The sequence below is a fragment of the Streptomyces sp. NPDC006393 genome, assembly GCF_040628575.1.
Classification (GTDB): Bacteria; Actinomycetota; Actinomycetes; order Streptomycetales; family Streptomycetaceae; genus Streptomyces.
The window spans coordinates 1-17,420 of sequence record NZ_JBEXZD010000067.1; the positions used below are offsets into that span (position 1 = coordinate 1).

Annotated in this window: 18 protein-coding genes; 8 read left to right on the forward strand and 10 right to left on the reverse strand. The window is 73.2% G+C overall.

What is annotated here, in order from left to right:
- Positions 1 to 529: 529 nt before the first annotated feature.
- Entirely contained in the window at positions 530 to 982 is a 453-nt protein-coding gene (locus ABZ484_RS24775) for a hypothetical protein (protein ID WP_358868114.1), read from the forward strand.
- 149 nt (positions 983 to 1,131) lie between these two features.
- A complete protein-coding gene (locus ABZ484_RS24780; RefSeq protein WP_358868115.1) occupies positions 1,132 to 1,929 on the forward strand; it encodes a methyltransferase in 798 nt (265 codons plus the stop codon).
- Positions 1,930 to 1,950: 21 nt separating this feature from the next.
- Here ABZ484_RS24780 and ABZ484_RS24785 read toward each other — a convergent pair whose 3' ends face one another.
- The 6 genes from ABZ484_RS24785 to ABZ484_RS24810 all read right to left on the reverse strand — a co-directional run bounded on the left by ABZ484_RS24785 (position 1,951) and on the right by ABZ484_RS24810 (position 7,581).
- Positions 1,951 to 3,150 (reverse strand): cytochrome P450, encoded by a 1,200-nt coding sequence (locus ABZ484_RS24785; protein WP_358868148.1) that lies wholly within the window; start codon positions 3,148 to 3,150, stop codon positions 1,951 to 1,953.
- Between the two features lie 74 nt (positions 3,151 to 3,224).
- Positions 3,225 to 4,472 carry a cytochrome P450 gene (locus ABZ484_RS24790; protein WP_358868149.1) on the reverse strand — a complete coding sequence of 416 codons (1,248 nt, stop codon included), beginning with the start codon at positions 4,470 to 4,472 and terminating at the stop codon, positions 3,225 to 3,227.
- An 86-nt stretch (positions 4,473 to 4,558) separates the two neighbouring features.
- Positions 4,559 to 5,170 carry an ATP/GTP-binding protein gene (locus tag ABZ484_RS24795; protein WP_358868116.1) on the reverse strand — a complete coding sequence of 204 codons (612 nt, stop codon included), beginning with the start codon at positions 5,168 to 5,170 and terminating at the stop codon, positions 4,559 to 4,561.
- Positions 5,151 to 5,507, reverse strand: a complete 357-nt coding sequence (locus ABZ484_RS24800; protein ID WP_189901501.1) for a DUF742 domain-containing protein — start codon at positions 5,505 to 5,507, stop codon at positions 5,151 to 5,153. The genes ABZ484_RS24795 and ABZ484_RS24800 overlap by 20 nt, the downstream gene beginning before the upstream one ends.
- Positions 5,504 to 5,929 carry a roadblock/LC7 domain-containing protein gene (locus tag ABZ484_RS24805; protein ID WP_358868117.1) on the reverse strand — a complete coding sequence of 142 codons (426 nt, stop codon included), beginning with the start codon at positions 5,927 to 5,929 and terminating at the stop codon, positions 5,504 to 5,506. The genes ABZ484_RS24800 and ABZ484_RS24805 overlap by 4 nt, the downstream gene beginning before the upstream one ends.
- Positions 5,926 to 7,581, reverse strand: a complete 1,656-nt coding sequence (locus tag ABZ484_RS24810) for an ATP-binding protein (protein ID WP_358868118.1) — start codon at positions 7,579 to 7,581, stop codon at positions 5,926 to 5,928. The genes ABZ484_RS24805 and ABZ484_RS24810 overlap by 4 nt, the downstream gene beginning before the upstream one ends.
- A 275-nt stretch (positions 7,582 to 7,856) precedes the next feature.
- Between ABZ484_RS24810 and ABZ484_RS24815 the strand changes: the two genes are divergently transcribed.
- Together ABZ484_RS24815 and ABZ484_RS24820 are read left to right on the forward strand one after the other, a co-directional pair.
- Positions 7,857 to 8,204, forward strand: a complete 348-nt coding sequence (locus tag ABZ484_RS24815) for a hypothetical protein (protein WP_358868119.1) — start codon at positions 7,857 to 7,859, stop codon at positions 8,202 to 8,204.
- Between the two features lie 125 nt (positions 8,205 to 8,329).
- Positions 8,330 to 9,007 carry a DUF429 domain-containing protein gene (locus ABZ484_RS24820; RefSeq protein ID WP_358868120.1) on the forward strand — a complete coding sequence of 226 codons (678 nt, stop codon included), beginning with the start codon at positions 8,330 to 8,332 and terminating at the stop codon, positions 9,005 to 9,007.
- Between the two features lie 597 nt (positions 9,008 to 9,604).
- Here ABZ484_RS24820 and ABZ484_RS24825 read toward each other — a convergent pair.
- Both ABZ484_RS24825 and ABZ484_RS24830 read right to left on the reverse strand, forming a co-directional pair.
- Positions 9,605 to 9,997 (reverse strand): MazG-like family protein, encoded by a 393-nt coding sequence (locus ABZ484_RS24825; protein WP_358868121.1) that lies wholly within the window; start codon positions 9,995 to 9,997, stop codon positions 9,605 to 9,607.
- A gap of 106 nt (positions 9,998 to 10,103) precedes the next feature.
- The gene (locus tag ABZ484_RS24830) at positions 10,104 to 10,649 is read right to left on the reverse strand and encodes a DoxX family membrane protein (RefSeq protein WP_358868122.1); all 546 of its coding nucleotides are present in this window, start codon (positions 10,647 to 10,649) and stop codon (positions 10,104 to 10,106) included.
- Positions 10,650 to 10,786: 137 nt separating this feature from the next.
- On the opposite strand from ABZ484_RS24830, the gene ABZ484_RS24835 reads away from it, so the two are divergent.
- Positions 10,787 to 11,113 carry a nuclear transport factor 2 family protein gene (locus ABZ484_RS24835; RefSeq protein ID WP_358868123.1) on the forward strand — a complete coding sequence of 109 codons (327 nt, stop codon included), beginning with the start codon at positions 10,787 to 10,789 and terminating at the stop codon, positions 11,111 to 11,113.
- A 162-nt stretch (positions 11,114 to 11,275) separates the two neighbouring features.
- Entirely contained in the window at positions 11,276 to 12,484 is a 1,209-nt protein-coding gene (locus ABZ484_RS24840; RefSeq protein WP_358868124.1) for a D-alanyl-D-alanine carboxypeptidase, read from the forward strand.
- A 287-nt stretch (positions 12,485 to 12,771) separates the two neighbouring features.
- On the opposite strand, the gene ABZ484_RS24845 is transcribed toward ABZ484_RS24840, so the two are convergent.
- Both ABZ484_RS24845 and ABZ484_RS24850 read right to left on the reverse strand, forming a co-directional pair.
- On the reverse strand, positions 12,772 to 13,530 hold the full coding sequence (locus tag ABZ484_RS24845; RefSeq protein WP_358868125.1) for an SDR family oxidoreductase: 759 nt from the start codon (positions 13,528 to 13,530) through the stop codon (positions 12,772 to 12,774).
- A gap of 139 nt (positions 13,531 to 13,669) precedes the next feature.
- Positions 13,670 to 14,695, reverse strand: coding sequence for a Gfo/Idh/MocA family oxidoreductase (locus tag ABZ484_RS24850; protein WP_358868126.1), 1,026 nt, complete (start codon positions 14,693 to 14,695; stop codon positions 13,670 to 13,672).
- A 106-nt stretch (positions 14,696 to 14,801) separates the two neighbouring features.
- Here ABZ484_RS24850 and ABZ484_RS24855 point away from each other — a divergent pair, with 106 nt between their 5' ends.
- Positions 14,802 to 16,247 (forward strand): multidrug effflux MFS transporter, encoded by a 1,446-nt coding sequence (locus ABZ484_RS24855; RefSeq protein WP_358868127.1) that lies wholly within the window; start codon positions 14,802 to 14,804, stop codon positions 16,245 to 16,247.
- On the forward strand, positions 16,172 to 17,377 hold the full coding sequence (locus ABZ484_RS24860) for a serine hydrolase domain-containing protein (protein WP_358868128.1): 1,206 nt from the start codon (positions 16,172 to 16,174) through the stop codon (positions 17,375 to 17,377). The genes ABZ484_RS24855 and ABZ484_RS24860 overlap by 76 nt, the downstream gene beginning before the upstream one ends.
- The last annotated feature ends 43 nt before the right edge of the window (positions 17,378 to 17,420 follow it).

Below are 17,420 nucleotides of genomic sequence, written 5' to 3' on the forward strand. Positions count from 1 at the left end.
GTCGCGGACCAAGGTGCGGGGCCGTTCAGGCTTGTACTCGACGGGGCTCATCCGAGAGCGTCTCCTTATGTGCGGTCGGATGGCAGGGACGGCTCCCAGCCGGGAACGTCCCGAATCCGTCCGACCGAGGCGAAGGAGATTCGCGCTCGTAGGCCCACATCGCGTATGCCCTCCGGAGAGGGCTGTGGCGCGGGTCGACTTTATCCCACTGTTGTGCTGCGCAAGCAGGGGTTTTGGTGGCCGGTGGGGCGTCGGAGCGGCGGGATTCGGCCAACTTTCCCGCGGTAAGCAGCGCACGAACATGGGGCACGTCGTCGACACGGTTGCGCTCAGTCGGCATTGCACCCGTACCGATGCCGACGGGCACTGTCCCTGCGCAGCAGCCCTGAAGCCGCCGTTTCGGCCCTGGGAACAGGAGGGCCTCGACCACATCCGGCAGCTTATGCCGGACACCGAGCCGTACTGAGCGTGGGCCACGTTCTCCTTCACCGCCGCCTCCGGGCGTACGAACGAGTGTGACCTGTTCATCGTGGTTCCTGGCGGGCTCTACCTCCTGGAGTTGAAGGGTCATCCCGGCCGGGTGGTCAACCACGGTGACACCTGGCAGTTCCACGCCGATCGGGTCCGCACGCTCAAGAACCCGCGGCACCTCACAGATCTGAAGTGCAAGGAACTCAAGGGACAGTTGGAACGCGGCCCGCGCGAGTCACATCGATCCCCGCCGGATTCCGTTCATCAAGCCCGCCGTCTTCCTCCACGGAGCCGGGCTCGCCATCAGACTGGACGAATTCCAGCGCCTCAACGTGTACGGCCGCAACGACGGCGCCAGCGGCCTCGACCGTATCTGGGACGACCTGCTCGGCAAGCCGCCCGAGCGCGAGTGCTGGCGGATCGCGCCGCTCATCGCGCTCGCACCGGATCCCCGGCCCCGGTACCGTCGCGGGGAAGCACGACACCCCGAGGACCAGGCCGTATCCGATGACCGCCGTCCGTAAGATCGCCGCATTCCCGGAAGCCCTGCGGGCAGCCCTGACGGAGCTCGCGCCGCAGTGGCTCCCCGACCGGTGACCAGGCCGACCGGCTCGGCGACCTGCGGCTTCAAAGCCTGAGCGGGTTTCGTATCGTGGGCTGATGGGCGATGACACCTGGGCCGCCGGACTGGCCGACCGGTTTGCCGATGCGTACGGCTCGGTCAAGGGATACGTGCGGACGTACGTGATGCACCAGCAGCTGCTCGAGCAGCTGCCGCCGCCTCCGGCGTCCGTGCTCGATGTCGGCGGTGGTGCGGGACATCAGTCGTTTCCGCTGGCCGAGGCCGGTTACGACGTGACGCTGCTGGACCCGTCGCCGGCGATGCTGGACAAGGCCCGGCGGCGGCTCGATGCACTGCCCGACGAGGCCCGGCGGCGGGTGACGCTCGTGGAGGGCGACGGAGAGCACGCCGACCAGGTGGTGAACGGTCGGCGCTTCGACGCCGTGCTGTGCCACGGCGTGCTCGGGTACGTGGACCAGCCGGAGCCCCTGATCGACCAGCTGTGCCGGTGCGCCGCCCCCGGCGGCATCGTCTCGATCATGACGGGCAACGCCAGAACGACGGCGGTGCGCCCGGCCCTGGAACGGCGCTGGGACGACGCTCTGGCGGCGTTCGACGCCAGAACCGGCATCGGTGTGCTCGGAGTGCGGGCCCGGGCCGACACGGTCGAGGAAGTCGGCGAGCTCCTGCGCGACCGCGGCGTGGAGCCGCTGCGCTGGTACGGGGTGTGGCTGTTCGTCGACTGGCTCGAGTTCGGCGGAGCCGAGCTGGACCCCCGCGACACGAAGCAGCTGGCGGCGACGGCCGCGGTCGAGCTGGAGGCCAGTCGACGAGACCCCTACCGCCAGCTCAGCCGCGTCTTTCACCTCGTGGGGCGCAAGGGTTCCACCTCGTAGAGGCGGTCCCCGGGCCGGGGATCAGGCGTTGAGGAGGACGGGGAAGGACTCGAGGTCGTTCTGGGTGAGGACGGGGAGGTTGCGGATCTCCTCGACGGGAACGGCGAGGGCCAGGCCGGGGAAACGGTCGAAGAGGGCGGGCAGGGCGATCCGGGCCTCCAGGCGGGCGAGCGCCGCACCCGGGCAGATGTGCGGCCCGTGCCCGAAACTCATGTGCCGGATCGGGTCCGGCCTGGTGATGTCGAAGACGTCGGCGTCCGGGCCGTGCTGCTCGGTGTCCCGCCCGATCGCACGGTAGGAGATGACCACCCCGTCGCCCTTGGCGATCCGTGTGCCACCGATCTCGATGTCCTCGGTGGCGAACCGCATCAGCAGGTGCGTGGTCGGGGTGTCCCAGCGCAGGGTCTCCTCGATCACCGTCTCCCACGGGATCTCGCCGCCGAGGACCCTGCGCAGCTGGTCGGGGTGGGTGAGCAGGGCGCGTACGGCGTTGAGGATCAGCCCGATGGTGGTCTCGTGGCCGGCCGCCACCATGGCCTTGAGGTTGCCCACCACCTCGTCCTCGGTGAGCGGTTCCCCGCCCTCGTCGGCCAGGATGAGCGCGCTGGTGAGGTCGTCGGTGGGCCGGGCGGTCTTCTCCCGCACCATGGCCCTGAAGAGGACGTCCATCTCCTCGATCACCGCCAGCCGCTCCTCCTGCGGGGTGAGCATGGAGAAGAACGCCTTGTATATGCGGTGCAGCTTCGGGTGCTCGGCCGGGTCGACGCCCATCAGCACGCTCACCACGCTCAGCGGCAGCGGCAGGGCGAACCGGGTCTTCAGGTCCACCGGCCCGTCGGCGCCCGCTTCGGCCAGGTCGTCCAGGAGACGCCCGGTGATCTCCTCGATGAGCGGCTGAAGTCCGGCGACCCGGCGGGGAGTGACGGCCTGCGCGGTCTTGGCCCGCAGCCGCCGGTGCTCGGCGCCGTCCACGGTGAACATCGAGCGGCCCGTGTCGATCATGCCGATCAGCGGCCACTCCCGGGTGACCTCGCCGGTCTGCCACAGCCGCCAGACGTCGATGTCCTTGACCAGACGGGAGTCGGTGAGCAGCTGCCGGGCCTCGGCGTGGCGGGTGACGGTCCAGGCCTGGGCGCCGAGCAGGTCGATACGGGTGAGGGGCCCGGCGTCACGCAGCCGCCGGGTCTCGCCCGCCAGGTCCCGCACCAGCGGGTCGATCACGAGGGTGTCCCCGGCGAAGGGGCAGCCGCCGGCCGCCGGGTCCTCGGTGTGCTCGGCGGTGGTGTGCGGGCTGTTCAACGGTGGCCTCCAGTCGTGGGCACGGGGGTGAACCGTACGGGCAGCGCCGACATCCCGCGCAGGAAGGCGGACGGCCGGCGGGCCAGCGTCGGCGCGGGGACCGCCAGATCCAGGTCGGGCAGCCGGTCCAGCAGCACCTCGATCCCGGTACGGGCGATGACCTCGGCGATCTCCTGGGCGGGGAAGGGACAGCGGTACTCGCCGTAACTGAAGGCGAAGTGCGCGCTGTTGCCCGTGTGCGGGCCGTCGGTCGCCCGCGGCCCGTGCTGCCGTACGGCCGGGTCGGCGTTGGCCCCGGCGAGGCCCAGCAGCAGCATGTCCCCGGTACGCAGGGAACGGCCGCCCAGCTGGGTGTCGCGGGCGGCCCAGCGTCCGGAGAGGATCTGGGTGGGGGTGTCCTCCCACAGGACCTCGTTCATGGCCTGCGCGACGCTGTGGCGGCCGCCGCCGAGGGAGGCGGCGAACCGGTCGTCGGTGAGCATGAGCCGTATCGAGTTGCCGAGCCAGTCGGCCGTCGGCAGGTGCCCGGCGGCCGTGACGGCCATCAGGTCGAGCATGTACTCCTGCTCGGTGAAGGGCTCCGGGTGGGCGAGCATCCGCGAGGTCACGTCGGCGCCCGGCTGTGCCCGCTTGGTCTCCACCAGGCGCTGTATCAGCTCGCCGAACCGCGCGTACGCCTGCTGCGCGTCCGCCCCGCCGTCGGCGAGCGTGTTGAGCACCCGGGCCATCTCCGGACCGTCCTCGAAGGGGAATCCGATGATCCGGGCGAGCGCCAGCACCGGCAGCTGCACGGCGTACTCGGAGACCAGCTCGGCCGAGCCGCGGCCGCAGAAGCCGTCGATCAGCTCGTCGGCCAACCGCTCGGTGATGCCGCGCAGTTCGAAGAGGTCGACGCCCTCCAGGGCCGGAACGGCCATCTCGCAGTGGCGGCGGTGCTCCGCGCCGACGGTGTAGTAGATGGACGGCTGACGTTGGCCGACCATCGGCAGCAGCGGCCAGTCCGGGGGGATGTTCTCCCACTGGTTCCACAGGCCCACGTCCCGGGGGAAGAGCACGGGGTCGCTGGTCACCTGGTGGAGTTCGCGGTAGCCGATGACCAGCCAGGCGGGGAACCCGCCGAGCTCCACGGGGACGACCGGGCCGTGCTCGCGGCGGATCTCCCGGTAGAGCCCCAGCGGGTCGGTGTGGAAGCGTGGGCCGCTGAGCGGCACGGCGTCGGTGCCCGTGTGGGCCGGGCATCCCACGGGCGGCGCGGGGTGCGGCCGTCGGGCGGACGGCGCGTCGGGGGACGGCGCGTCGGGGGACGGCGCGTCGGGGGAGGGCGAGGTCGTCACGATGCGGTCTCCCGGGCGGAGGCGAGGGCCTGAAGGTGCTCTACGAGCGTGATCAGCACGTTCTTGCTGGACGCGCGGGAGCGGGCGTCGCAGTCGACCAGGGGCACCCGCGGGTCCAGGTCGAGGGCGTCCCGCAGCGCCTCCGGGGAGTGCCGCGGGCCGCCGAAGTCGTTGCGGGCCACGATGAACGGCGTTCCGTGGTGCTCCAGCCGGTCGATGGCGTACCAGGAGTCGGCCAGCCGCCGGGCGTCGACCAGGACCACCGCGCCGAGGGTGCCGGCGAACAGCCGGTCCCACAGGAACCAGAAGCGCTCCTGCCCGGGGGCGCCGAACAGGTAGAGCACCGTCCGCCGGTCGAGGGAGATGCGCCCGAAGTCGAAGGCGACGGTCGTCGAGGTCTTGCCCGCCACGCCGCCGAGGTCGTCGACGCCCCGGCCGGCCTGGGTCATCGTCTCCTCGGTGCTCAGCGGACGGATGTCGCTGACCGAACGCACCAGGGTGGTCTTGCCGACGCCGAAACCGCCCACGACGACGATCTTCAGTCCGTTGTCGGCGGTGCGGCTCAGCGGGGCGCGGGCCACCGGGGCGTCAGAGATTGCGTAGTCCAACGAGCACCTGCTCCAGGAGGATCGGGTCGAGTAGTTGCGCCCGGGCGGGGGCGGTGCGCGGATGCCGGGCGGTGATCACACCCATGTCCAGCAGGTCGGCCAGGAGGATCCGCACGATGCCGACGGGCAGCCGCAGGTCCGCCGCGATCTCCACGACCGCGGTGGGCAGACGGCACATGCGCAGGATCGCGGCGTGCTCCGACTGCATGCCCGGGCGCGGCTCGGATTCGCTGACCACCAGGGTGACCAGGTCGAACTCGTGCCCGTCCGCCCGGCTGCGGCCCCCGGTCAGGGTGTACAGCCGGTCGGGGTCGTCGTCCCGGCCCGGCCGGCTCATGCCGTGCCGTCCCCGGCGGGCTCCCGCGGCGGAGCGCTGAGGTACTCCCCGAGCTGCTCGACCAGTTCGTGCATGTTGTGGCCGATCAGACCCGGCTCGGCGTCCTCGTCCGCGACGACCGCCACATGGGCGCCCTCGCCGGCCTCCACGATGAAGAGGATGCCGCCGTAGAACTCGGTCATGGACTGGCGCACCCCGCCCGTCCCGTCCCCGAACTCCACGGATGCGCCGTGGGAGAGGCTCTGGATGCCGGCGGAGATCGCCGCGAGCTGGTCGGCCCGGTCCTCGGAGAGTTCGCGGGTGTGACAGAGCTTCAGCCCGTCACGGGACAGCACCAAGGCGTGTCTGGTCCCCGGCGTACGCTCCAACAGGCCCTCCAGCAGCCAGGTGAGCTCGGTCACCGCTGCGGCGGGTGCAGTCATCGGTCGTCCTCCGAGTGGGAAGCGGTAGCAGTGGTAGAGGGCCCGCCGTCGGCCGGGTCCCCCGTCGCGGTCTCCACCGCGGGGCCCTGCCCGGTGACGGCCCGGCGGAACGCGCCGAGGCGGTCGGGGGAGGCGGTCGGCGTCGGGCGCGCCGTGCCGGCCCGCACGGGCCGCCGCTCCGCCCCGGGGACCCCTTCCGGGTGGGCGGCGGCGAGGGTGCGGCCACGGCGCCGCTTGGGCAGGGCACCGGAGCCGAGGGGTGTCGCGCCCGGGAGGTCCACGACCGTGGGGTCTACGGCTGTGGGGTCCGCGGCCGTGTGGTCTACGGCGGTGTGGTCTACGGCGGTGCGGTCCGCGGCCGTGTGGTCAGCGGCGGTGGGGGCCGCACCCGCGGGAACTGCGGCCGTGGCGTGTTCCGGGGTGTGGTCCTGGCCGGGCGCGGCGGGCGGGAGTGCCGCCGGCGTCGGCGCGGAGGTCTTCTGGGCCGACGGGGGCGGAGCAGGCTCGGGCTCCGGCGTCCGGGCGGGCTCCGGCACCGGGTCGGGCTGGGGCCGGGTGACCAGCTCCTGCGGCAGCAGGACGACGACACCGGTGCCGCCGCTCGCCGAGGGACGGAAGGAGACCGTCAGACCGTGCTTGCGGGCGAGGCGCCCCACCACGGCGAGGCCGAGGCGGGTGCCGGACAGTTCGGCCAGGTCCTGCGAGGCCCCGCCCACGGAGTGCTCGGCCCGGCGAAGAGCGACGTCGCTCATCACCAGGCCGCTGTCCTCCACGGTGATCACGACACCGGCCGGCACCTCCGAGACGTAGACGTGGACCTCGGTGGTGGGCGGCGAGAAGTTGCAGGCGTTGTCGAGGATCTCGGCCAGGGCGTGCATGACGCCCTCGGCGGCGTAGCCGGCGACCGCGACGTCGGTGATCGAGTGCAACCGCACCCGCTGGTAGCCGGCGATCCGGCCCATGGCGCCGCGCAGCACCGATTCCATGACGATGGGCTTGGCCCAGCGGCGTCCGGAGCGGGCGCCGGTGAGCACCGCGATGCTGTCGGCCAGCCGGCCGGCCTGGGCGGTGCGGTGGTCCAGGTGCAGCAGGTCGCCCAGGACGTCGGGGTCGATGTGCCGGTGCTCCATCTCCCGCAGGTCCGCCAGCATGCCGGTGGCCAGCGCCTGCATCCGGCCGGCGACGTTGGCGCAGGCGGCGAGGGCCGCGGCCCGGCGGTTCTCGCTGCGGCCGAACTCCTCCGCCAGCCGGCGCAGCGCCCGCCGGTGGGCCGGGTCGGCCGGCTGGGGAACGGCGGCGAGCGCGGTCTCCCACGCGGAGCCGCCGCGCAACCGCTCCAGCAGCGCCGGCACGGTCTCGTCGGCGAACGCCCGTGCCGAGGCGGCCGCCTCGGCGGCCGTGGCCTCGGCCCGGCGCCGCGCACGGCCGGCCTGCTCGCGCTGGTTGACCGCGATGGCCACGGCGGCGCAGAGCGCCACGGCGGCGGCACCCGCTCCGATCGCCAGGGGGGTGCGGAACGACGCGGGGGCGGAGGCCGCCGCCCACACCACGACGGCCGCGGCCACGACCGCGGTGGCGAGCGGCACCCGCAGGGTTCTGCGCGGTGAGGGACGCTCCGCGCGGGGGCCGGCCGCGTCTGTGTGCACTCTCATCGACTGGGTCCTCGGGGCGTGTCGGTTGCCGGTCGGTCGATGAACGACACAGGGGCGGTCGTGTTCTCGACAATTCGCGGTCATCATATGGGGAGTTGTCGATTGCTCGGGAGCGGAACCTGAGACGCTTGCGTCGCTGTCTGACCGAAAATGAACGTTGCGGTGACCGGCTTCTGTCGCCGCGGGGCGGGGGCGCGTGCCCGGCGGCGGGCGCGGAATCCCTGTGATCATCCACCCTCGTAGCCGCACGCCTCGCCGCGTCACGGAGGAACACCATGCAGCGCACCGTCCCGACGACCGCCGGGCCCCTGCCCGTCGGCGCCCGGGTGCTCGGCGTCAGCGCTCATGCCCCCGGCCGTCTCGCCGGGTTCGCCGAGGGCCGTGCCCTCGGATACCCGCTCGTCGGCGACGAGGACCTGTCCCTGGGCCGCGCGCTCGGCGTCCCCGAGGTGCGGGCCGAGGACCGGACGCTGTTCGCGCGCGCCGCCGTCGTCCTGGACCGCGCCGGCCGGGTACGGTCCCTGATCCACCCGGTGCCGGTGCCGGAGCCCGAGCACCACGCCGGGCTGGTGCTGGACGAGCCGGCCCGTCTCGCGGACACCGAGGGCATGGCGGGGAACTGACGCCCCGTCACACGCCTCGGTGCATGGAGTCACCCGCCACCCGCGTGACCGCGTACTGTCTCGTCGGCGGCCGGTCACTTCCTCGCGCCGCCACGGCCTGACCGGTGCGAGAGAGGCGGGGCCGGATGGACGTGCTCGGAGTCGATGCCTGCGGCAAGCGGGGGTGGGTCGGCATCCGGTTGGCGGACGGGGCGTACGCGGGCAGTCTGGTGGACGTGCGGCTCGATACGTTGATCGGGCGTGCCGGCGGTGTCCGGGTCGCCGCGGTGGACATGCCGTCGGGGCTCGTCGAGAGAGGGTGGCGGGCCGCCGACCTCGCGGCCAGGGCGCTGCTCGGGGAGCGGCGGAGCAGTGTGTTCCTGGTGGCGCCGCGCGCGGCGTGGCAGGAGGCCGACTACCGGGCGGCGGCGGACCGGTGCCAGGAGCTCGCCGGTGGGCGGCTGAGCCGGCAGGCGTGGGCGCTGGCGCCGAAGCTTCTCGAGGCCCGGGCGTGCCGGCTCGCCGACGGCCGCATCCACGAGGTGCATCCCGAGGTGTCCTTCCGGGAGCTGGCAGGCGGGGTGCCCCTGGCCCACGCCAAGAAGACCTGGCGCGGCCAGAATCTGCGCCGCTCCCTGCTGGCCGGGGCCGGGCTCGTGCTCCCGGACGAGCTCGGCGAGGCGGACCGCGTTCCCGCGGACGACGTTCTCGACGCCGCCGTCGCCGCGTGGTCCGCCCACCGGATCGCGCTCGGCATCGCGGGCCGAATTCCGGAGGTGACGGAACTGGATGCGGGCGGGCGGGCCGTGGAGATCCGGTACTGAGCGGGCCGATCGCCCGTCAGCTCGCTCAGGTGGAAAGGCGCAGGGCGCAGCGTAGGTGCGGCGGAAAAGGATCGGCCGGTTCCAGGCCGCGGCCTCGGCGAACAACAGGTCCGCGCCCGCCGCCCAGGCGGGGAACTCCGGGAACTCCGGGGCCCGGACGGCCAGGAGCCCGTCCGCCTCGATGCGGTAGCCGTAGGCGGGGTGCGAGGTGTGCGCGACCGGACGGCGGCGCACCCACAGGCCGCCCAGGTCGAGGTCTCTGGCGCGCACCGGGACGTGCCGTTCGGCGGCGGGGCGTCGCAGCGCGGAGCGCGGTTCGGAGTGCTCGTCGGTGACCAGCCAGGCGTCGAGCCGGCCGGGCGGCGGCAGGCTGCTGGGCCTACCGTCGAAGGCCATCCTGCGTCGGCCCGCCGGCGAAGGCCATCCTGCGTCGGGCCCGCCGGTGAAAGCCACCCTGCGCCGGGCCCGCCGGCGAAGGCCACCCTGCGCCGGGCGTGGCGCAGCAGCAGCCCGGCGGGCGCGAACCGCGGCGAGTTCATCGCTCCCACGACCAGCAGGGTCGGCCTCAGCCATCGGGTCATCGCATCGCGCCGGGGTTCAGCCGGAGGCGGGACCGCCCTGGGTTCCGGGTGCCCCGGCCGCTCCGAGCGAACGTTCCCTGACCCTCGCCAGGTGACGACCGAAGACCTCCCGTGCGTCGGGGGTCAGGGTGCGCAGGGCCACCAGCGCCGTGACGACCACGTCGCACAGCTCGGACTGCACGTCCTCCCACGTGTGGGTGGTGCCCTTGCGCGGGTTCTGGCCCATCACGCCGATCACCGCCTGGGCGGTCTCGCCGACCTCCTCGGACAGCTTGAGCATCCTCAGCAGCAGGCCTTCCCGGCCGCCGTACGGCCCGTGCGTGTCGAGCCAGGTCCACAGGTCGTCGATGGAGGTCCAGAGGTCCGCGGGGGCCGTCACGGGGGCGGCCGTCGTGTCCTGATCGCTCATGGGCACGCAGCCTGCCACGTCTCCGTCGCTCCCCGGACCGTCCCTCGGCGGCCCCGCGTCGGCCATGTGTCGGCCATGCGTCGGCCATGCGTCGGTCGCTCGTCGGTCACTTCTCGAACAGCGCCTCCTGCTGCCCCTCCTTCTGACGGCGCAGGTGCCTGACGCGGGCGCCGATGACCAAGGCCGTCCCGGCGGCCGTCACCGCGAACGACGCCGGGACCATCCAGCCGCGGTCGACGGCGTGGCCGAGGGCGTGGTCCACGGAGAGACGGCCGGGGCCGCTGATCGCGAGGCCGGCGGCCGTCAGGCCCAGGGAGGCCGCGTACTCGTAGCCGCCGCCCTGGGCGAAGAAGCCGCTCGGCGCGTGCACCGCCGCCGCCCCCGTCATCGCCCCGGCCGCCGCGGCGCCCGCCGCCGGGGTCGCCAAGCCCAGGGCGAGCAGCAGACCGCCGCCCGCCTCCGCCAGTCCCGCCGCCGTAGCGCTCGCCTTTCCCGGCCGGTAGCCGACGGACTCCATGAACTGCCCGGTCCCTTCCAGGCCGGCCCCGCCGAACCAGCCGAGCAGCTTCTGCGCGCCGTGCGCGGCCAGCACACCTCCCGTTCCCAGCCGGAGGAGCAGCAGGCCCACATCACGTCGGTCGTAACAGGTCACGGTGACTCCAGACGGCTCCAGGGGAAGGGCTCGGGGGTTCCCTCGGAGTTCCCACCCTCGCACCGGGCACACCCGCTCGGCCCGCCCACGGCGCTGTTCGGGTGGCGAGGAGCCGGGGGCGGTGTGACTCTGCCGACATGACGATTCAGACCGCCAGACTCAGCGACCCGGCCGTCCGCGCCTTCGTCACCGCCGTCAACGCCCATGACCGCGAGGGCTTCATGCAGATCCTCGCCCCCGGCGCGACCATGGCGGACGACGGATCCGACCGCGACCTCGCCGAGTGGATCGAGCAGGAGATCTTTGCCACGCACGGCCACATGGAGGTCGACAACGAGTCCCGGGGCGGCCGCGCCCTCCTCGCCCGCTACAGCAACGACACCTGGGGCGAGATGCGCACCCGGTGGACCTTCACCGTCGCCGACGACGGGCGGATCGCCCGGTTCGAGACCGAGCAGGCGTAGCGAGCGGACCGTATCAGCCGGATCGGCATCAGCTGGATCGGTATCAGCCGGATCGGCGGATGAGCGAGATGACCGACGCGACGTCCCTCCTTTGGTGATCTTTTGATCTCCCTTTGAGGACCCGTCGTGCACGGGCCCGGCCTCGCTCTGTACGGTCCCGGAGTGCGCGATTCCACTCAGCCCCCCTCCCCCCGTCTGTCCCGGCGCTCCCTGCTGGGTCTGGCCGCGGCCGGTCCGCTGGCCGTCACGGTCGGCGCGGCCCCGGCCTCGGCCGCCGGCACGAGCGTGATCGGCGGTGCGCGGCTGGCTCGGAGCGGGGTGCAGGCGCAGAGCACCACCGGCCTGCCGAGGAAGCTCACCGCCCGCGCCTGGCTGGTCGCCGACGGGGAGAGCGGGGAGGTGCTCGCCGCGTACCGCGCGCACGAGCGCCTGGCGCCCGCGTCCACGCTGAAGATGCTGTTCGCGGACACGGTGCTGAAGAAGTTCCCCCGCTCCCGGCGGCACAAGGTCACCGCAGCCGACCTGGCCGACATTCCCGCCGGTTCCAGCCTCGTCGGCGTCCAGCCCGGGATCACCTACACCGTCGAGCAGTTGTGGCAGGGCGTTTTCCTGCGTTCGGGCAACGACGCCGTGCACGTGCTCGCCCACATGAACGGCGGCGTGGCGAAGACGGTCGCCGAGATGCAGGCCAGGGCGCAGGACCTCCAGGCCCTGGACACGCACGTGGTCAGCCCGGACGGCTTCGACCACCCGGGCCAGCTGTCCTCGGCGTACGACCTGACGCTGTTCGCCCGGCACGGGCTGCGCAACCCCGACTTCCGCGGCTACTGCGGCACGCGCACCGCCGACTTCCCGGCCGGCGGGAAGAAGACGTTCCAGATCCAGAACACCGACCGTCTGCTGACCGGGAGCTGGGGTCTGAAGACGTACGACGGCATCATCGGCGTGAAGAACGGCTACACCAGCCACGCCGGCAACACCTTCACCGGTGCCGCCGTCCGCGGTGGCCGCACCCTGCTGGTCACCGTGATGCACCCCTCGGCCGGTGCCAACGCCGTCTACGAGGAGACCGCCGCCCTGCTCGACTGGGGCTTCGCACACGGCGGTTCGGCGCAGGCCGTGGGCACGCTGGTCGAGCCGTTGAGCGAGGGCGGGACGACGGCGGAGGCCGGCCCGTCCGGACGGAAGGCCGACCCGGCCGGTGTGGGGGCGTCCGGTGCCACGGCGCACCACGGGCCGTCGTCCTGGCGGCTGCTGGAGGGCGCGGGCGGTACGGCCGTACTCCTCGCGGGCGGGGCGTGGGCCCTGCGCCGGCGCAGGGCGGCGGCACAGGCGGCGCGGGCCGACTCGGCGGGTCGCCACCGCCGTTGAGCGATCTGCACAACCGGAATTCAACAATCCGCGCCGGACCGCCCGGTTACCGGCTTATGCTCGACGCCTCCTTCACCAAAGCTTCACAGTTGGGGCAGAGGGCTCCGTCATCAGGGCTTCGCCGAGCGGGGCTTGCGTCCAGCGGACTTCCACTGGTCGCGCGCACAGCCACATCCAGGGGAGGGGGCGGCAGCCGTTCCACGGCACCGGTAGGGGGGATCCCGCGCGGGACCGCGGGGTGCGCACCGGTACGTGGAGCGGCTGCCGCATGCGGCCCCCGGATGCGCTCAGCCGCGCCCCACGTACGGCATCGTCGTCGCCAGCACCGTCGCGAACTGCACGTTCGCCTCCAGCGGCAGCTCGGCCATGTGCCGTACCGTGCGCGCCACGTCGGCCACGTCCATCACCGGTTCCGGGGCCGTCCCGCCGTCGGCCTGGAGCGCGCCCGTCTGCATCCTGGCCGTCATGTCGGTGGCAGCGTTGCCGATGTCGATCTGCCCCACCGCGATCCGGTACGGCCGCCCGTCCAGCGACAGCGACTTGGTCAGACCGGTCAGCGCGTGCTTGGTGGCGGTGTAGGGCGCCGAGTGCGGCCGGGGCGTGTGCGCCGAGATGGAGCCGTTGTTGATGATCCGGCCGCCCTGCGGGTCCTGCTCCTTCATCTGCCGGTACGCCGCCCGGGCGCACAGGAACGCCCCGTTGAGGTTGGTGTTCACCACGTGCTGCCACGCCTCGTAGGGCAGGTCCTCCACCGGCACACCGCCCGGCCCGAACGTCCCCGCGTTGTTGAACAGCAGGTCGACCCGCCCGAAGCGCTCGACGGTGGCCGCGAACAACGCGGCCACGTCCTCCGGTCGCGCCACATCGGTGCGTACGGCCAGGGAGGCGGCCTCGGGCACGAGTGTCGCCGTCCCCTCGAGCGTCTCCGGCCGCCGGCCCGCGAGCGCCACGGACCAGCCCGCGCGCAGCAGTTCGACGGCGACGGCCCGCCCGATGCCCGATCCGGCTCCGGTCACCACGGCGATCTTCGATGAGGTGTCGGTCATGGCACCGGAGAGTACGAGCAGCATCCGTCATGCGGAATCCCCCGTCCGCCATACGGATACGGATACGGATGCGGATACGGATGGCGATGCGGATGCGGATACGGATGCGCGGCCGAAGGACAGACGGACGGGCGGAGGGTCAGACGAGCGCGGGCTCCGCCGACTCGGTGGCCTCCCCCGGATAGCGCACCCCGATCCGCTCCCGGATCGTGTCCAGCGTCCGCATCACCGCCAGGGTGCCGTCCAGCGGCACGACCGGCGACTCGGTCTCGCCCGCACGCAGCGCGCGCATCACCTCCAGCGCCTCGTGCCGCAGGGTGGTGCGCGGACCGTCCGCCGGGTCGGCGGTGAACTCCTCCGGGTCGCGCCCGTCGCGGTGCAGCACGAAGCGCTCCGGGTGGAAGAAGCCCGACGGGATGTCGATACGGCCCTTCGAGCCGGTGACCGAGGCGCCGTTCGCCGTGCCCCCGGTGATGGAGCAGTGCACCTGGGCCAGCGCGCCGCCGTCCCAGCAGAGCAGGGCGCCCGTCTGGAGGTCCACGCCCTCGGGCGAGAGCACCGCCCGGGCCGCGACGTCCGACGGCTCGCCGAGCAGCAGATGCGCGAACGACACCGGGTAGACGCCGAGGTCGAGCAGCGCCCCGCCGCCCAGCTCGGGGTCGCGCAGCCGGTGCGAGGGCGGGAACGGCCCGGCCAGCCCGAAGTCGGCCTGCACGGTGCGTACCTCGCCGATCGCCCCGTCGTCGACCAGTGCCTTCAGTCGCCGTACCAGCGGATTGCAGTACATCCACATGGCCTCCATGAGGAAGCGTCCGTGCTGCCTGGCCAGGGCGACCAGTTCCTTTGCCTCCCGCAGGTTCAGCGTGAACGGCTTCTCGCACAGCACGTGCCGCCCGGCCTCCAGGCAGAGACCGGCCGCCGTGCGGTGGACCGAGTGCGGGGTGGCGACGTAGACGACGTCGATGTCACCGTCCCGCGCGAGCTCCTCCCAGGATCCGTACGCCCGCGGGATGCCGAACCGGTCGGCGAACGCCTTCGCCGACTCCGTACGGCGCGAGGCCACCGCCACGACCTCCGCGTCCGGCAGGTCCACCAGATCCGCGGTGAACGCGGCGGCGATCCCACCGGTCGCCAGAATCCCCCAACGCACCTTCTCTTCGCTCACATCGGATATCCCGGACATCCCGGACCCCACCCTCGATCATGTGTTCCTCGGCACGGCGTACGAGCTGAGAGCATAGGCGGCGGATCAGCCGAAGAGGGAGGGACACATGTCCGAGGGAGGGGCGTCGGCGCCGCGCGCGCCGAAGGAGTCCATACCGACCGCGCCGACCGCGCCGACCGCGCCGACCGCGCCGACCGCGCCGACCGCGCCGGCCGTACAGGCCGTACAGGAACCGGCCCGGACGGCCGCACCGCGGCCCGGACGACGCAGCGGCCCGCCCGACCCGGCCCTCCGCCCTGGCGCCGCCCGCCGCACCGGCCTCCTGGTGACGCTGATCCTCGGCGGCCTGACCGCCACACCCCCGCTCGCGATGGACATGTACCTCCCCTCGCTCCCGGAGGTCACCCGCTCCCTGCACGCCCCGGCCGCGACCGTCCAGCTCACCCTCACCGCCTGCCTGGCCGGAATGGCGCTCGGGCAGCTGGTCGTCGGACCGATGAGCGACCGCTGGGGCCGCAGGCGCCCGCTGCTGGCCGGGCTGGCCGTCTACGTCCTGGCCACCGCCCTGTGCGCGCTCGCGCCGAACGTCGAGGTACTCGTCGCCTTCCGGCTGGCGCAGGGCCTGGCGGGCGCGGCCGGGATCGTGATCGCCCGCGCGGTCGTCCGCGACCTGTACGACGGCGTGGCCATGGCCCGGTTCTTCTCCACCCTGATGCTGATCTCCGGGGTCGCGCCGATCGTGGCGCCGCTGATCGGCGGTCAGATCCTGCGGGTAACGGACTGGCGGGGCGTGTTCGTGGTGCTCACGGTGGTCGGAGTGCTGCTGGGCGCGGTCGTGTGGACCAGGCTGCCGGAGACCCTGCCGCCCGCCGGACGCCACGAGGGCGGCGTCGGTCAGGCCCTGCGCTCGATGCGCGGACTGCTCGCCGACCGCGCCTTCACCGGGTACATGATCGCGGGCGGTTTCGCCTTCGCCGCGCTGTTCGCCTACATCAGCGCGTCCCCGTTCGTGATCCAGGAGATCTACGGCGCCTCCCCGCAGACGTTCAGCCTGCTGTTCGGGCTCAACTCGGTCGGACTGGTCGCCGTCGGCCAGATCAACGGCAAGGTGCTCGTCGGCCGGGTCCGGCTGGACCGGGTGCTGGCCGTCGGCCTCACGGTGGTCATCCTGGCGGCCGGCGCCCTGCTGCTGATGGCGACGGGCGCGCTCGGCGAGGTGGGCCTGGCGCCCGTGGCGGCCGCGCTGTTCGTACTGATGTCCGCGATGGGCGTCACCCTGCCCAACACCCAGGCCCTCGCCCTGATGCGCACCCGGCACAACGCCGGTTCCGCGTCCGCGCTGCTCGGCACGTCCTCCTTCCTCATCGGCGCGGTGGCCTCCCCGCTCGTCGGGATCGCCGGCGAGCACACCGCCGTACCCATGGCGGTCGTCCAACTGGCGGCCGCGCTGGTGGCGCTGGCCTGCTTCGTGGCAATGTGCCGACCCGGGAAGGAAGCCACGAGCACGGAAACCGTGACCGCGGAGACCCTGAGTACGGGGGAGGAGAGCTGAGCGCGCCGAGACTGCGCCGGGACACACCGGAGAAGGCCGGACTGGACCCCGCCGAACTGCATCACCTCGTCTCCGAGGTCCGCGCCCTCACCACCGGCGAGCGCCCCTGGACGGCGGGCGCCGTCGTCGTCGCCGGGCGCGGCCCCGTGATCGCCGTGGCGGAGGCCGCGGGCTGGGCCGTACGGTACGGCTCCTACGACCCCGTGACCGACCGCGGCGTGGAACTGCCGCCCGAGGCATGGGTGCCGATGACCCTCGACACCCCCTTCGACCTGGCGTCCCTCACCAAACTGTGCACCGCGGTCGCCGCCGTGCAGCAGATCGAGCGGGGCACACTGGGCATCGACGCGCGGGTGGGGGCGTATCTGCCGGAGTTCCGCGCCGCCGACGCGAGCGGCATCACCGTACGGCAGCTGCTCACCCACACCTCCGGGCTGCGCCCCGAACTGCCGCTGTACGACTGCCCGGACCGGGCGGCCCGGCTGGCGATGCTGCGCGCGGAGCACCCGGTGACCGCGCCCGGCACCACCTATGTGTACTCGGACCTGAACCCGCTCCTGCTCCAGCACGTCCTGGAGCGCGTCACCGGCCGCACCCTGGACACGCTGATCCGCGACGGGATCACCCGCCCGCTGGGCATGACGTCCACACGCTTCGGGCCGTGCCCCGGCGCGGCGGCCACCGAGGACCAGCGGCGGCCGTGGGCCAAGGCGGACCGGGGGATGCTGCGCGGTGAGGTGCACGACGAGAACGCGTGGGCGCTGGGAGGTGTGGCCGGGCACGCGGGACTGTTCTCCACGGCGGTGGACCTGGCCGTGTTCTGCCGGACACTGCTGGCGGGCGGGGCGTACGGGCCCGCCCGGATCCTCGGCCCCGACTTCGTCGAGCTGCTGCTGAGCCCGCCGGGTCTGGGCTTCGCGGTGGACCAGCCGTGGTTCATGGGGGAGCTGGCGGGCGGGGGAGCGGCGGGACACACCGGGTTCACCGGGACGTCGCTGGTCCTGGACCCGGTCACGGACACGTTTCTCGTGCTGCTGGCCAACACGGTCCACCCGCGCCGCCGCCCACCGGACAACGGCCCGCGCGCGGCAGCGGCGAGCCGCCTGGCCCGCGCCGTACGGGGCGCGTGAGCGGCGACCATGAGCGTCACCCGAGGGCTCCCGGGCCTGCGAG